Genomic DNA, 12,417 nt, shown 5'->3' with positions numbered 1-12,417 from the left:
TACTCTATTTAAGTCGCTACTAAAAAAGCGGAATTGTTGAAAATTTGCGCGCGAGTATACCATTAGTAAGTTCAAACAAAAATAAAAAATGAAAATTAATTAATAACAGTGATAAAAAGTTGGGCTGATCTGACGGTGTTTTATCGTGAGTTTATGGCATTAATTATCGAATTATAGCGAGTTGTCGACGACCAAGACTTTAATAGCTTGTTTGATAAGGTGCGATAGCTGTTTTTAATGATACCTTAACTAACATAATTGCGACCTTTTACACGACCCAATTGTTATACTTATTAAGACAGCTAAAAAGGGATCAGTTTTGCAGAAATGGAATGACAAGCTACTGGAAAGTATGAAGCAGGGTGATGAGGTGGCATTAGAACAATGTTACCGGTTACTCTCTCCTATTATCTTTACTGCAATTCTTAAGATTTGTAAAAACCGCCATGATGCTAATGACCTATTACAAGATACCTTTGTAGATGCCTTTAACAATTTAGCTTCTTTTCATCAACAGGTGCCTTTTATTGCTTGGCTAAAAAGAATAGCCTTTAATAATACGTTTAATTTTTTAAAAAAAATTAAACGCTTAACAATTGGCACTGACCATTTATCCGAAGTGGTGTCTTTGGAAAATAGTATGGAAAGCGACTATGAGAACCGCAATTTATTACTTTACTTGTTTGAGCGTTTGTCCGAAATGGAGTGTTTGATTATGTGGCTATATATAGCAGAGCAATATAAGCATAGCGAAATCGCGGAAGTTATTGGAAAAACACCAAGTTATTCAAAATCAGTTGTCTGTCGATGTTTACAAAAATTGAGGGCGAATGCAGAGGTAAAAAAGTATGTTAATTAGCAAAACAAATGGTGATGACTTACCTGAGCAGACGCGTCAGCTTGATTCATATTTAACCCTTGATTCGGTACGTAAAGAAATAACTGCATTGCAACAGTCGGCGGATGAAATAGCGCTAGAAACACCCGATGAATTCAATTGGCAGAAAATTAATCATCGTTTAGCCGCTTTAACTCATCGTACAAGGGGGCAGGGTAAATCCACAAATATATTTACAGAGAAAAAACCGTTACTCGCTATGGCTGCGTCGCTGTCATTTATATTTATAGGTGGCTTGAGTTGGTATAACTATCAATTACAACAACAGTTAGTTATGGCATTAAAAACAAACCAAAGCATGGAATTACAACTCGCTGAATATAGCCAGCTACAAGTAAATCAATACTATCTATTGCAAGAAATCTCTGCAGTGGAAGCCAAGCTGCTTAACGAACCATCTTTGAAAGTTAAGGTAGCGATATTAAAATACAGGAGCGCATTAATGCAACAAGTGCTCGAGTATCAACAAGGAGGTAACGATGAGTTTAGTATTTAAGGCCTTATTCACTAATAAGTATAGTGGTGTGTTATTAGTGCTGCTTTTATCAAAGCCCTTATTCGCCGCAACGCCACCAACTCATGAATGTGCAACGCTAGCGCTGACCGCTAATAATCAACAAAACCAGGCGATAACCTACCAGCTGTTGTCACATAACAATAGTGCGATTGATAACAACGCCTATTTAGATAATAGCTACCAAACCGTGTTTGTCGCTCCAGGACAACATAGCTTAAAGGTAAGGGCTTGGCGGACAGCCGATTATCTCAGTTACCACAATGGTATTGATGTAAATAAACAGCAGGCATTGATTAAAAAAACTGTTGACCACCAGCTATTAATAACCGTGGTTGCCGACGCTAACTATCAACTGTTACCGATAAACAAAGAGGATGGAACTTTACTCGTCTTAGAAAAAAATCTGCAAAATTGTCATCCAGACACTCGCAGCGTGTTAGTAGCTAAGCATCAGCCATTAACATCCCAGATGATAAATTCGGTCTCCTTACCTGGAGATCTTGAGATACGCTTATATAATTTAATGGGAAAGTTAGCGCTTGAGAACTCATCAAGTATTAAGGGTTCAGTAGCAACAAGTAATATAGTGCCGCTTAGATTAATGGGGAGTTTTGGTCTGACGTTTGACCAAGGTAATGATACCAACAATGACACGTTGAAGGTATTAACCGTTCATCCTTTCTCAGTCGCCCATACCTTAAAATTAGCCAGTGGTGATGTGATTGTAAATCTAAACAATAAAAGTGACTTAACGGTAAAAGCTTCACCCAATCAGAAGTTTCAACACTATGTTAACCGTTTAGCTATTGGCGAGGATATAGAGATTACCGTTCGACGAGATAATAAAGAACGGCTATTAAAAGGTAATTACCAGCCAAAAATATTGCCTGAAAGCCACTATAAAATAAATGGTACTGCCATTGTAGATTCATTCGACGATAAGCAATGTGCATCGTTAAGTCGATACTTCACGGGGATAAAAGGCTATAAGATAATTAGCCACAATGGTCAGTCACTGAGTGAGCTTTATGGAAATTCAGCTCCAACAAGGTTAAGCCTGTCGCCAGGCGTTCATCGATTTCAAGCGGTATTTTCTCCTCGACCTACTCGTGCCATTAATAGTCAAATGGCGAGTACCCTTGATATTGCCCCAAGAATATCGGGCGGTAGCCGAGCGGGTGAAGCGGGTATTAAAACCTTAATCCGTGCAAGAACAGGTTCGATTAATGGTTGGTTCGGTAATCTTACAGATCGTAATTCAGCCAGAACCAATGGTACGATAGTCGACGATTATATCATTGAGCCAATGGTGGGGCGGCCATTACTGAATGTTACCCTAAATGTTGAACAGGCTAAGCAATATAAATTAACGCTAGCACAGGAATCTACTGAGTCTAAACAGTCGATTTATGAAATTACGTCAACAGCTACGTTAAGTGAAATAGATTGTGCTGAAACTGTCTTATCGGCAATTTTATCGCCGCCATTAACAACGCAGTCCTTAATAAATAGTCAGACCTTAACGCCTTCACTTCAGTACGAGTTAGATCAATTGTTGTTAGAAGTGGCCTCTTATTATCAGGTCAGTGGTATTAACACCGGTATTGTTGATATTTACCGCGAGAAAAAGCTCGATAACAAGTATGGTCTAATTGGTAAGATGACTGATTATCAAGCAGGTTATGCTTTGTTAGTTAAACAAGTCAGTAGTAATAGCATGGCAAGTCGGGCAGGTTTGTTGGCGGGAGATAAAATATTGGCTTTAAACAACACCATTTTTATTAATAACAAGCCAAGTGAATTTTTAGCCGGTATAGCAAAGTTAAAAGCGGATGAAGTCTATACATTACTTATTTTAAGAGAAAATGAACAACGTGAGTTCGTTGCGGTTTACCAAGAAAAAGATCTTCCTGCTTTCTTCTTGTCAGTAGATATGAGCTCTGTAGCACAAGCCCAACAGGCTTTGGATCGGATAAACAGTTCAAACTAAGCTGATAATAGGGATAGCCATTTGTACTAAAAAGCAGATAACCTATATTAACAATCAATAACGGAGACAACTGATGAATAAATTTACAATTATAACCGCGTTATCATTAATACTGGCTGGATGTAGCGCTTATCAAATCAAAGCCGATGTTGATGAAGGTAAATTTCGATTTGTTAACTTTGAAAAAGAACGGGGTAAGCAATTTGAGTATATCCATCTTATGTGTCTGTATAAAAGGCCAATTGAATGGAATTTACCTAGGCAGTATCAAGCAGGTAATCACCAATTATGGGTAAAAGCGCAAATTTACCAAAATGGCATGAGCATTCGTGAAAAGAATGCCTTCGTTAAATTTGACGTAACGTTAAAAGCAGGCCTGAGTTATAAATTGAACCGCTCTTTTGATGATGATGATAATATTTCCATTTGGATCGAAGAAGAACAGTCTAAAAATATTGTTTCAGAAATTATTACCACTGAACTCCTTAGACCCTTGCTTATTGAAAAATCATTGAGAACTGAACAATGTGAGTCGGGATCAATTTAGTCTGATCGCCACCGCATCTGAGCTTTAGTGATAAAAAATATTTAGGCTTGATAAATATTATCAGTTATGTATAATACGCATCCGCACATCGCTCACGCTTTGTGCGGATTTTCACCTTAGCCTTTACGGTTAAGGTTTACAGCAGCTCCGATAGGGAGTTGAATGTTATTAGCGATACACCCCCCTTTTACATATAAAAGGTGATGGGATGTATTTTGTTGTTCTTTAAAAATGGGGATTTGATTAATGTCAAATCAAAGAATTCGCATTCGTTTGAAAGCGTTCGATCATCGTTTGATTGATCAATCAACAGCTGAAATCGTAGATACTGCAAAGCGCACTGGTGCTCAGGTTCGTGGTCCAATTCCACTTCCTACACGTAAAGAGCGTTTTACTATCTTGACTTCTCCACACGTTAACAAAGATGCGCGTGATCAGTATGAAATTCGTACTCACAAACGCATGATTGATATCGTAGAGCCAACTGAAAAGACTGTAGACGCATTAATGCGTTTAGATCTAGCAGCTGGCGTTGACGTTCAAATCAGCTTGGGTTAAGGGGTTTTAACAATGACTATTGGTCTAGTTGGACGTAAAGTAGGCATGACTCGTATCTTCACTGAAGATGGCGTTTCAACACCTGTAACCGTTCTAGAAGTTGAAGCCAACCGTATTTCTCAAGTGAAAACTTTAGAAACTGACGGTTACTCGGCGCTTCAAGTTACAACAGGTAGCCGTAAGGCTAGCCGTGTTACAAAACCAGCAGCTGGGCATTTCGCTAAAGCTGGCGTTCAAGCAGGCCGTGGCCTGTGGGAATTCCGCTTAAACGAAAATGAAGGCGAAGGTTTAGAATTGGGCGGTGAAATCACTGTTTCAATTTTTAATGACACTAAATTAGTAGACGTAACCGGTACATCTAAAGGTAAAGGCTTCCAAGGCGGTATTAAACGCTGGAACTTTACTATGCAAGATGCTACTCATGGTAACTCTGTCTCTCACCGTTCAAACGGTTCGTTAGGTCAGTGTCAAACACCAGGTCGCGTTTTCAAAGGCAAAAAAATGTCTGGTCACATGGGTTCTGTGCGCTGTACTACACAAAACCTTGAATTGGTTCGCGTTGACGCAGAACGTAACTTGCTCCTTATTAAAGGTGCGGTTCCGGGTGCTATCAACGGTAACGTAATCATCAAACCAGCTGTTAAAGCTTAGTCCAGGAGATTCGTGATGGAATTATCATTAAAAGACGCTGCAGGTGCTCTTGAAGTTTCTGAAGCAACTTTTGGACTTGAGTTTAACGAAGCATTAGTACATCAGGTAGTAGTTGCATATGCAGCTGGCGCTCGTCAAGGTACTCGTGCTCAAAAGACTCGTTCAGAAGTAAGTGGCGGTGGTGCAAAACCTTGGCGTCAAAAAGGTACTGGCCGTGCTCGTGCTGGTACTAGCCGTGGTCCAATTTGGCGTTCTGGTGGCGTAACATTCGCTGCTAAACCTCAAGACCACAGCCAGAAAGTAAACCGTAAAATGTACCGTGGTGCGATTAAAAGCATCCTATCTGAGCTTGTTCGTCAAGATCGCTTAGTAGTGGTAGAAAACTTTACTGTTGAAACACCAAAAACTAAAGAATTAGTAGCTAAACTAAACGGCTTGGAGTTAAAAGATGTATTAATCATCACTCCAGAAGTTGATGAGAACTTGTTCTTATCAGCACGCAACTTGTACAAAGTTGACGTTCGTGACGTAGACGGTATTGACCCAGTTAGCTTGGTTGGTTTCGAAAAAGTTTTGATGACTGCTACTGCAGTTAAACAACTTGAGGAGATGTTAGGATGATAAGCGAAGAACGTTTGTTAAAAGTGCTTTTAGCACCGAACATTTCTGAGAAAAGCACTATGGCATCTGAAGCAAACAACACTGTTGTTTTCAAAGTTGTTACTACTGCTACTAAAGCTGAAATCAAAGCTGCTGTTGAGAAACTTTTTGAAGTTTCAGTAGACGGTGTTCGCACATTAAATGTTAAAGGTAAAGTGAAACGTACTGGTGCTCGTTTTGGTCGCAGAAGCGACTGGAAAAAAGCATACGTTACTCTTGCTGAAGGCAGCGACATCGACTTCGTCGGCGCGGAATCATAGGAGTTTACGAAAATGGCTATAGTTAAATGTAAACCTACTTCTCCGGGTCGTCGCCACGTAGTTAAAGTGGTAAACACGGAGTTGCATAAAGGTAAGCCTTACGCACCATTACTAGACACTAAGTCTAAGTCTGGTGGTCGTAATAATAACGGTCGTATTACGGTTCGTCATATTGGTGGTGGTCACAAACAACATTACCGCATGATCGATTTTAAACGTAATAAAGATGGTATCCCTGCAAAAGTTGAACGTTTGGAATATGATCCAAACCGTTCTGCTAATATTGCACTAGTATTATATGCTGATGGTGAACGTCGTTACATCCTAGCCCCTAAAGGCTTAAGCGCTGGAGATACAGTCCAGTCAGGTGTTGATGCTCCAATCAAAGCTGGTAATACTATGGCTTTACGCAACACACCATTAGGTAGTGTTGTGCATGCAATCGAACTTAAACCAGGTAAAGGTGCTCAAATAGCACGTGCTGCTGGTACTTACGCTCAACTAGTTGCTAAAGACGGTGCATATGTCACTTTACGTCTTCGCTCTGGCGAAATGCGTAAAATTGAGTCTGACTGTCGTGCTACATTAGGTGAAATCGGCAATTCTGAACACATGCTTCGCTCTTTGGGTAAAGCTGGTGCTTCAAGATGGCGCGGTGTTCGCCCAACTGTTCGTGGTGTTGCCATGAACCCAGTTGATCACCCACACGGTGGTGGTGAAGGTAAAACGTCTGGCGGTCGTCACCCGGTATCCCCTTGGGGCGTACCAACTAAGGGTTACAAGACTCGTTCAAACAAACGTACTGATAAATTTATCGTGCGTCGTCGTACTAAATAGTACATTTAATTAATACTCTGATTGTTTGAGCTTGGTTTACTTCGGTAAAGTTAAGTTCAACATGAAGGGTAAATAAAGAGGATTCACCATGCCACGTTCTCTCAAGAAAGGTCCATTTATAGACCTACACTTGCTGACGAAGGTAGAGAAAGCTCTGGAAAGCGGGAATAAAAAGCCAATTAAGACTTGGTCCCGTCGTTCAATGATCATCCCAACGATGATCGGATTGACCATAGCTGTCCATAATGGCCGTCAACACGTACCTGTATTTGTAACTGATGAAATGATCGGTCACAAATTAGGAGAATTTGCACCAACTCGTACTTATCGCGGTCATATCGCTGATAAGAAAGCGAAGAAATAGGGGAAATTGAATGGAAGCTATCGCTATACATAAATTTGCCCGCGGTTCTGCTCAGAAAGCACGTTTAGTTGTGGATCAAATCCGCGGCTTACATGTAGAGAAAGCACTTGAAATTTTAACTTTTAGCAACAAATCAGCTGCTGAATTAGTTAAAAAAGTACTTAACTCTGCAATTGCTAACGCTGAACATAACGAAGGTGCAGACATTGATGAACTTATCGTAAAAACTATTACAGTTGACGATGGTCCTACAATGAAACGTATTCGTCCTCGTGCAAAAGGCCGCGCGGATCGTATAATTAAGCGCACAAGTCACATTACTGTGATCGTGTCTGATTCTTAGGAGTATATTAGTATGGGTCAAAAAGTTCATCCTAACGGTATTCGCTTAGGTATCACGAAACCTTTCGCGTCTACGTGGTTTGCAAGTAACAAAGACTTCGCTGAAAATTTACGCGGTGACCATTTGGTTCGCGAATATTTGAAAGAGAAGCTTGTTCGTGCATCATTATCAAAAGTAGTTATTGAGCGTCCAGCTAAATCTATCCGCGTAACAATTCATACGGCTCGTCCGGGTGTTGTTATCGGTAAGAAAGGCGAAGATGTTGAGAAACTACGCTTAGCAGTTTCTAAAATTGCTGGTGTTCCTGCTCAAATCAACATTGCTGAAGTACGTAAGCCAGAAATGGATGCGCAGCTTGTTGCTGACAGTATTGCTAGTCAATTAGAACGTCGTGTGATGTTTCGTCGCGCTATGAAACGTGCTGTACAAAATGCTATGCGTCTAGGCGCAAAGGGTATTAAAGTACAAGTAAGTGGTCGTTTAGGCGGTGCAGATATTGCACGTGCTGAATGGTATCGTGAAGGTCGTGTACCACTACACACTTTACGTGCTGACATCGATTACGCTATTGCACGCGGTAACACAACTTATGGTGTTATTGGTATCAAAGTGTGGATCTTTAAAGGTGAAATCATTGGTAACATGCCTCTACAGGCAGAAGTACCAGCGGCTAAACCTAAAAGAAAAAACAACCGCAAGCCTAAGTAGGAGCTAAGTAATGTTACAACCAAAACGTACTAAATTCCGTAAGCAATTTAAAATGCGCAACCGTGGTCTTGCACACGTCGGTAGCTCAGTTAGCTTCGGTACTTTCGGTTTAAAATCAATGGAACGTGGTCGTATGACTGCGCGTCAGATTGAAGCGGCACGTCGAGCAATGACTCGTCACGTAAAGCGTCAAGGTAAAATCTGGATACGTGTATTCCCTGATAAGCCAATTACTAAAAAGCCTCTTGAGGTTCGTATGGGTAAAGGTAAAGGTTCAGTGGAATATTGGGTATGCCAAATTCTACCTGGCCGTGTTCTTTATGAAATGGAAGGTGTATCGGAAGAAATCGCACGCGAAGCATTTGCTTTAGCAGCGGCTAAACTTCCGTTCAAAACATCTTTCGTAACTAGAACGGTGATGTAATGAAAGCTAGTGAATTAAAAGATAAAAGCATTGAAGAGCTAAATACTGAAATGCTTGCATTATTACGCGAACAGTTTAACTATCGCATGCAAGCAAGCACAGGACAATTAGCACAAACTCATTTGCTAAGAACGGTACGTCGCAATATTGCACGTGTAAAGACTATCATAACTGAAAAGGCAGGTAAGTAATGAGCGAAGCTAAAATCCGCACACTACAAGGTCGTGTTGTCAGTGATAAAATGGATAAGTCTATCACTGTATTAATTGAACGTCGTGTTAAGCACCCTATTTACGGTAAGTACCTTACACGTTCAACTAAGTTGAAAGTGCATGATGAGACAAACCAATGTAATGCTGGTGATTTAGTAACAATTCGTGAAGTTGCACCAATTTCAAAGTCTAAAAACTGGACTTTAGTTGCTGTAATTACTAAAGCATAATTTACTTTTTGTAAATTTGTTTTAACGAACGTGTTAAATAAAAACCCTATCACAGTGTGATAGGGTTTTTTTTTGCTTAAAATATTGCCGACAACTAATAGCTTGATGATGAGATGCCAATGGTGTTAAAGGATATTTTACTAGGGTGAATGCCTAGCAATTGTTTATTTTTTAACTAAATAAGGTATCACTTTCATTTTGGTGGTGTTATAATCTCGCGCCCTCCGAATTCGTCTGACGTTTTTATGGGGGCAGTAGAAGGCAGTGACGGGTCAAATTTCTGGCCTTAAATTATATCTAAGTTTGTTTAGATAAATAGCGGAGTAAAACTCAATGATCCAAATGCAATCACAACTGAACGTAGCTGATAACAGCGGCGCTCGACGTGTACAGTGTATAAAGGTTCTTGGTGGTTCGCACCGTCGCTACGCGCGTATCGGTGATATCATTAAAATTGCAGTGAAGGAATCAAATCCTCGCGGCAAAGTTAAAAAAGGTGATGTTCTGACTGCGGTAGTTGTGCGCACTAAGAAAGGTGTTCGTCGTTCAGATGGTTCAACCATCCGTTTTGATGAAAACGCGGCTGTAATGTTAAATGCTAACTTACAACCAATTGGTACTCGTATTTTCGGTCCAGTGACGCGTGAACTTCGTAATGAAAAGTTCATGAAAATCGTTTCACTTGCACCTGAAGTACTATAAGGAGTCACGATAATGGCATCTAAGATTCGTCGTGATGATGAAGTTATTGTACTAGCTGGCAAAGACAAGGGTAAGACTGGTAAAGTCACTAAAGTTCTTGTTGATGACGGCAAAGTATTTGTAGAAGGCATAAACTTGATCAAGAAACACACTAAGCCTGTACCTCAGTTACAGCAGCCTGGTGGAATTATTGAAAAAGAAGCTTCTTTACAAGTTTCAAACGTAGCGATTGTTAACCCTAAAACGGGTAAAGCAGATCGTGTAGGCTTTAGAATTGAAGACGGCAAAAAAGTTCGTTTCTTCAAATCTAACAACGAACTAGTTTAATTATTGGAGTAAACGATGGCGAAACTGCATGATTTTTACAAAGATACTGTTGTAAACGACCTTCAGAAGAAGTTCGAATACAAAAGTGTCATGCAAGTCCCTCGGATTGAAAAGATCACCCTTAACATGGGTGTTGGTGAAGCTATTGCTGATAAAAAAGTATTAGACCATGCCACAAATGATCTTACTGCAATCTCAGGTCAAAAACCAGTTACGACTGTAGCACGCAAATCTGTTGCGGGCTTTAAGATTCGTGAAGGTTATCCTATTGGTACAAAAGTAACTCTACGTGGCGAACGTATGTGGGAATTTTTAGAGCGTTTAATTTCGATCTCTATTCCTCGTATCCGCGATTTCCGTGGCTTAAACCCTAAGTCATTCGATGGCCGTGGTAACTACAGCATGGGCGTACGTGAGCAAATAATCTTCCCTGAAATCGATTACGATAAAATCGATAAAATTCGTGGGATGGATATTACTATCACTACTAGCGCGAAGAATAATGAAGAAGGACACGCATTGTTGTCTGCCTTTAGCTTCCCGTTTAAGAACAAGGTGTAGAGTTATGGCTAAAACGTCAATGAAAGCTCGTGAAGCTAAAAGAACCAAATTAGTAGCACAGTACGCTGAAAAGCGTAGTGCATTAAAAGCAATCATCTCTAACGATAATTCTTCTGAAGAAGATCGTTGGGATGCTGTATTGAAACTTCAAAGTTTACCTCGTGATTCATCAAGTAGTCGTCAACGTAACCGTTGTAACATTACTGGTCGTCCTCATGGTTTCTTACGTAAATTCGGTTTAAGCCGAATCAAATTGCGTGAAGCAATGATGCGTGGTGAAGTTCCAGGTCTTAAGAAAGCTAGTTGGTAATTCACGGGAGTAAATTGTTATGATGACTGATCCTATCGCGGATATGTTTACACGCATTCGCAACGGTCAATCTGCAGCAAAAGTTGCAGTTACAATGCCATCTTCTAAAGTTAAAGTTGCTATCGCAAACTTGCTTAAAGAAGAAGGTTATGTATCAGAGTTTTCAGTATCAGGCGAAGTTAAGCCTGAGTTATCTGTAACTTTGAAATATTTTGAAGGTAAAGAAGTAATTGAAACGATCAAGCGTGTTTCACGTCCTGGTCTTCGTATATACAAAAGCTGTGATGAACTTCCTAAAGTTCTTGCAGGTATGGGTATTGCGATCGTATCTACTTCTAAAGGTCTGATGACTGATCGCGCTGCTCGCTCTGCGGGTATCGGCGGTGAAATCATCGGTTTCGTAGCGTAAGGAGAAATATATGTCTCGTGTTGCAAAAGCACCTGTCGTTGTTCCTGCTGGCGTTACTGTTACGTTATCAGGTCAAGACATTATAGTTAAAGGTCCAATGGGCGAATTATCTCGCACGATCCATAGTGACGTTGTTATTTCTCAAGAAGAAAATAGCATCATTACTAATATCGTTGCCGATGTTAAAGGCGCTTGGGCTCAAGCCGGTACTACACGTGCTTTAATCCAGAATATGGTTGAAGGTGTAAGTACAGGTTATGTAAAAACATTGTTATTAAACGGTGTTGGTTATCGTGCAAAAGCTGATGGTAAGTCTTTAAACTTATCTTTAGGTTTATCACACCCAGTTAACCACGCAATCCCTGATGGGATTACTGTTGAAACTCCTAGTCAAACTGAAGTCATACTGAAAGGTGCTGATAAACAGTTGGTTGGTCAAGTTGCTGCAGACATTCGTTCTTACCGTAAGCCAGAGCCTTATAAAGGTAAAGGTATACGTTATAGTGACGAGCATGTTCGCCGTAAAGAAGCTAAGAAGAAGTAGGATAATACTATGGATAAGAAAACATCTCGTTTGCGCCGCGCTAAACGCGCTCGTGCAAAAATTAGCGAGTTGGGTGCGAATCGTTTAGTTGTATTTCGTACTCCTCGCCATATTTACGCGCAATTGATCGCTCCAACGGGTTCTGAAGTTATCGCATCTGCGTCTACTTTAGACAAAGAAATCAGTGCTCAGTTAGATAAAACAGGTAACGTTGCCGCAGCAACTGCAGTCGGTACAGCAATTGCTGAACGTGCAGTAGCTAAAGGGATCACTAGCATTGCTTTTGATCGCTCTGGTTTCCGTTATCATGGTCGCGTAAAAGCGTTAGCAGAAGCAGCTCGTGAAGCTGGTCTGCAGTTCTAGGA

22 protein-coding genes are annotated in these 12,417 nt (G+C 40.4%); all 22 read left to right on the top strand.

The features are described from left to right. Positions 1-319 precede the first annotated feature (319 nt). The 22 genes from H4J70_RS10940 to rplR all read left to right on the top strand — a co-directional run bounded on the left by H4J70_RS10940 (position 320) and on the right by rplR (position 12,415). A complete protein-coding gene (locus H4J70_RS10940; protein WP_182251112.1) occupies positions 320-859 on the top strand; it encodes an RNA polymerase sigma factor in 540 nt (179 codons plus the stop codon). After that, entirely contained in the window at positions 849-1,394 is a 546-nt protein-coding gene (locus tag H4J70_RS10935; RefSeq protein ID WP_182251111.1) for a hypothetical protein, read from the top strand. The genes H4J70_RS10940 and H4J70_RS10935 overlap by 11 nt, the downstream gene beginning before the upstream one ends. Continuing rightward, positions 1,378-3,405 (top strand): hypothetical protein, encoded by a 2,028-nt coding sequence (locus H4J70_RS10930; protein WP_182251110.1) that lies wholly within the window; start codon positions 1,378-1,380, stop codon positions 3,403-3,405. Before H4J70_RS10935 ends, H4J70_RS10930 begins: the two co-directional genes overlap by 17 nt. A gap of 73 nt (positions 3,406-3,478) precedes the next feature. Then, entirely contained in the window at positions 3,479-3,952 is a 474-nt protein-coding gene (locus H4J70_RS10925) for a hypothetical protein (RefSeq protein WP_182251109.1), read from the top strand. A 246-nt stretch (positions 3,953-4,198) separates the two neighbouring features. Further along, positions 4,199-4,510: a 30S ribosomal protein S10 gene (gene rpsJ / locus H4J70_RS10920; RefSeq protein WP_070375080.1), complete on the top strand. Its 312-nt coding sequence runs from the start codon at positions 4,199-4,201 to the stop codon at positions 4,508-4,510. A gap of 12 nt (positions 4,511-4,522) precedes the next feature. Beyond that, positions 4,523-5,161, top strand: coding sequence for a 50S ribosomal protein L3 (gene rplC / locus H4J70_RS10915; protein WP_070375079.1), 639 nt, complete (start codon positions 4,523-4,525; stop codon positions 5,159-5,161). Positions 5,162-5,176: 15 nt separating this feature from the next. Continuing rightward, positions 5,177-5,782 (top strand): 50S ribosomal protein L4, encoded by a 606-nt coding sequence (gene rplD, locus H4J70_RS10910; protein ID WP_070375078.1) that lies wholly within the window; start codon positions 5,177-5,179, stop codon positions 5,780-5,782. Next, on the top strand, positions 5,779-6,081 hold the full coding sequence (gene rplW / locus H4J70_RS10905; RefSeq protein ID WP_070375077.1) for a 50S ribosomal protein L23: 303 nt from the start codon (positions 5,779-5,781) through the stop codon (positions 6,079-6,081). The genes rplD and rplW overlap by 4 nt, the downstream gene beginning before the upstream one ends. Positions 6,082-6,093: 12 nt before the next feature. Continuing rightward, a complete protein-coding gene (rplB, locus tag H4J70_RS10900) occupies positions 6,094-6,918 on the top strand; it encodes a 50S ribosomal protein L2 (protein ID WP_070375076.1) in 825 nt (274 codons plus the stop codon). A gap of 88 nt (positions 6,919-7,006) precedes the next feature. Next, a complete protein-coding gene (gene rpsS / locus H4J70_RS10895; protein ID WP_070375075.1) occupies positions 7,007-7,282 on the top strand; it encodes a 30S ribosomal protein S19 in 276 nt (91 codons plus the stop codon). Positions 7,283-7,292: 10 nt separating this feature from the next. Beyond that, a complete protein-coding gene (gene rplV, locus H4J70_RS10890; protein ID WP_070375074.1) occupies positions 7,293-7,625 on the top strand; it encodes a 50S ribosomal protein L22 in 333 nt (110 codons plus the stop codon). A gap of 12 nt (positions 7,626-7,637) precedes the next feature. Continuing rightward, positions 7,638-8,333 carry a 30S ribosomal protein S3 gene (gene rpsC, locus H4J70_RS10885; protein ID WP_070375073.1) on the top strand — a complete coding sequence of 232 codons (696 nt, stop codon included), beginning with the start codon at positions 7,638-7,640 and terminating at the stop codon, positions 8,331-8,333. A gap of 10 nt (positions 8,334-8,343) precedes the next feature. Then, entirely contained in the window at positions 8,344-8,757 is a 414-nt protein-coding gene (rplP, locus tag H4J70_RS10880; protein ID WP_070375072.1) for a 50S ribosomal protein L16, read from the top strand. Then, the gene (gene rpmC / locus H4J70_RS10875) at positions 8,757-8,948 is read left to right on the top strand and encodes a 50S ribosomal protein L29 (RefSeq protein WP_070375071.1); all 192 of its coding nucleotides are present in this window, start codon (positions 8,757-8,759) and stop codon (positions 8,946-8,948) included. Before rplP ends, rpmC begins: the two co-directional genes overlap by 1 nt. Next, entirely contained in the window at positions 8,948-9,199 is a 252-nt protein-coding gene (rpsQ, locus tag H4J70_RS10870; protein ID WP_070375070.1) for a 30S ribosomal protein S17, read from the top strand. The genes rpmC and rpsQ overlap by 1 nt, the downstream gene beginning before the upstream one ends. A 333-nt stretch (positions 9,200-9,532) precedes the next feature. Continuing rightward, the gene (gene rplN / locus H4J70_RS10865; protein WP_070375069.1) at positions 9,533-9,901 is read left to right on the top strand and encodes a 50S ribosomal protein L14; all 369 of its coding nucleotides are present in this window, start codon (positions 9,533-9,535) and stop codon (positions 9,899-9,901) included. A 12-nt stretch (positions 9,902-9,913) separates the two neighbouring features. Further along, positions 9,914-10,228, top strand: coding sequence for a 50S ribosomal protein L24 (rplX, locus tag H4J70_RS10860; RefSeq protein WP_070375068.1), 315 nt, complete (start codon positions 9,914-9,916; stop codon positions 10,226-10,228). A gap of 15 nt (positions 10,229-10,243) precedes the next feature. Then, a complete protein-coding gene (gene rplE / locus H4J70_RS10855; RefSeq protein WP_070375067.1) occupies positions 10,244-10,789 on the top strand; it encodes a 50S ribosomal protein L5 in 546 nt (181 codons plus the stop codon). A 4-nt stretch (positions 10,790-10,793) separates the two neighbouring features. Further along, complete coding sequence (gene rpsN / locus H4J70_RS10850) at positions 10,794-11,099, top strand: 30S ribosomal protein S14 (protein ID WP_070375066.1); 306 nt, start codon at positions 10,794-10,796, stop codon at positions 11,097-11,099. 19 nt (positions 11,100-11,118) lie between these two features. Then, the gene (gene rpsH, locus H4J70_RS10845) at positions 11,119-11,508 is read left to right on the top strand and encodes a 30S ribosomal protein S8 (protein WP_146799770.1); all 390 of its coding nucleotides are present in this window, start codon (positions 11,119-11,121) and stop codon (positions 11,506-11,508) included. A 10-nt stretch (positions 11,509-11,518) separates the two neighbouring features. Further along, positions 11,519-12,052: a 50S ribosomal protein L6 gene (rplF, locus tag H4J70_RS10840; protein WP_070375065.1), complete on the top strand. Its 534-nt coding sequence runs from the start codon at positions 11,519-11,521 to the stop codon at positions 12,050-12,052. Between the two features lie 9 nt (positions 12,053-12,061). After that, positions 12,062-12,415, top strand: a complete 354-nt coding sequence (rplR, locus tag H4J70_RS10835) for a 50S ribosomal protein L18 (RefSeq protein ID WP_070375064.1) — start codon at positions 12,062-12,064, stop codon at positions 12,413-12,415. Positions 12,416-12,417 lie beyond the last annotated feature (2 nt).

Source organism: Colwellia sp. BRX8-9 (assembly GCF_014077245.1).
Classification (GTDB): Bacteria; Pseudomonadota; Gammaproteobacteria; order Enterobacterales; family Alteromonadaceae; genus Colwellia_A.
The sequence above is the reverse complement of the archived record's forward strand: the minus strand, read 5'-3'. Positions and strand labels throughout refer to the sequence as shown.

Excerpts from the sequence above, each read along its gene's own strand:
- rpmC (WP_070375071.1), top strand. The coding sequence starts at position 8,757 with ATGAAAGCTAGTGAATTAAAAGATAAAAGCATTGAAGAGCTAAATACT.
- rplN (WP_070375069.1), top strand. The coding sequence starts at position 9,533 with ATGATCCAAATGCAATCACAACTGAACGTAGCTGATAACAGCGGCGCT.
- rpsQ (WP_070375070.1), top strand. The coding sequence starts at position 8,948 with ATGAGCGAAGCTAAAATCCGCACACTACAAGGTCGTGTTGTCAGTGAT.
- rpsN (WP_070375066.1), top strand. The coding sequence starts at position 10,794 with ATGGCTAAAACGTCAATGAAAGCTCGTGAAGCTAAAAGAACCAAATTA.
- H4J70_RS10935 (WP_182251111.1), top strand. The coding sequence starts at position 849 with ATGTTAATTAGCAAAACAAATGGTGATGACTTACCTGAGCAGACGCGT.
- rpsJ (WP_070375080.1), top strand. The coding sequence starts at position 4,199 with ATGTCAAATCAAAGAATTCGCATTCGTTTGAAAGCGTTCGATCATCGT.
- rplP (WP_070375072.1), top strand. The coding sequence starts at position 8,344 with ATGTTACAACCAAAACGTACTAAATTCCGTAAGCAATTTAAAATGCGC.
- rpsH (WP_146799770.1), top strand. The coding sequence starts at position 11,119 with ATGATGACTGATCCTATCGCGGATATGTTTACACGCATTCGCAACGGT.
- rplR (WP_070375064.1), top strand. The coding sequence starts at position 12,062 with ATGGATAAGAAAACATCTCGTTTGCGCCGCGCTAAACGCGCTCGTGCA.
- H4J70_RS10925 (WP_182251109.1), top strand. The coding sequence starts at position 3,479 with ATGAATAAATTTACAATTATAACCGCGTTATCATTAATACTGGCTGGA.
- H4J70_RS10930 (WP_182251110.1), top strand. The coding sequence starts at position 1,378 with ATGAGTTTAGTATTTAAGGCCTTATTCACTAATAAGTATAGTGGTGTG.
- rplE (WP_070375067.1), top strand. The coding sequence starts at position 10,244 with ATGGCGAAACTGCATGATTTTTACAAAGATACTGTTGTAAACGACCTT.
- rplC (WP_070375079.1), top strand. The coding sequence starts at position 4,523 with ATGACTATTGGTCTAGTTGGACGTAAAGTAGGCATGACTCGTATCTTC.
- rplV (WP_070375074.1), top strand. The coding sequence starts at position 7,293 with ATGGAAGCTATCGCTATACATAAATTTGCCCGCGGTTCTGCTCAGAAA.
- rplD (WP_070375078.1), top strand. The coding sequence starts at position 5,177 with ATGGAATTATCATTAAAAGACGCTGCAGGTGCTCTTGAAGTTTCTGAA.
- rplX (WP_070375068.1), top strand. The coding sequence starts at position 9,914 with ATGGCATCTAAGATTCGTCGTGATGATGAAGTTATTGTACTAGCTGGC.
- rplF (WP_070375065.1), top strand. The coding sequence starts at position 11,519 with ATGTCTCGTGTTGCAAAAGCACCTGTCGTTGTTCCTGCTGGCGTTACT.
- rpsS (WP_070375075.1), top strand. The coding sequence starts at position 7,007 with ATGCCACGTTCTCTCAAGAAAGGTCCATTTATAGACCTACACTTGCTG.
- rpsC (WP_070375073.1), top strand. The coding sequence starts at position 7,638 with ATGGGTCAAAAAGTTCATCCTAACGGTATTCGCTTAGGTATCACGAAA.
- rplW (WP_070375077.1), top strand. The coding sequence starts at position 5,779 with ATGATAAGCGAAGAACGTTTGTTAAAAGTGCTTTTAGCACCGAACATT.
- rplB (WP_070375076.1), top strand. The coding sequence starts at position 6,094 with ATGGCTATAGTTAAATGTAAACCTACTTCTCCGGGTCGTCGCCACGTA.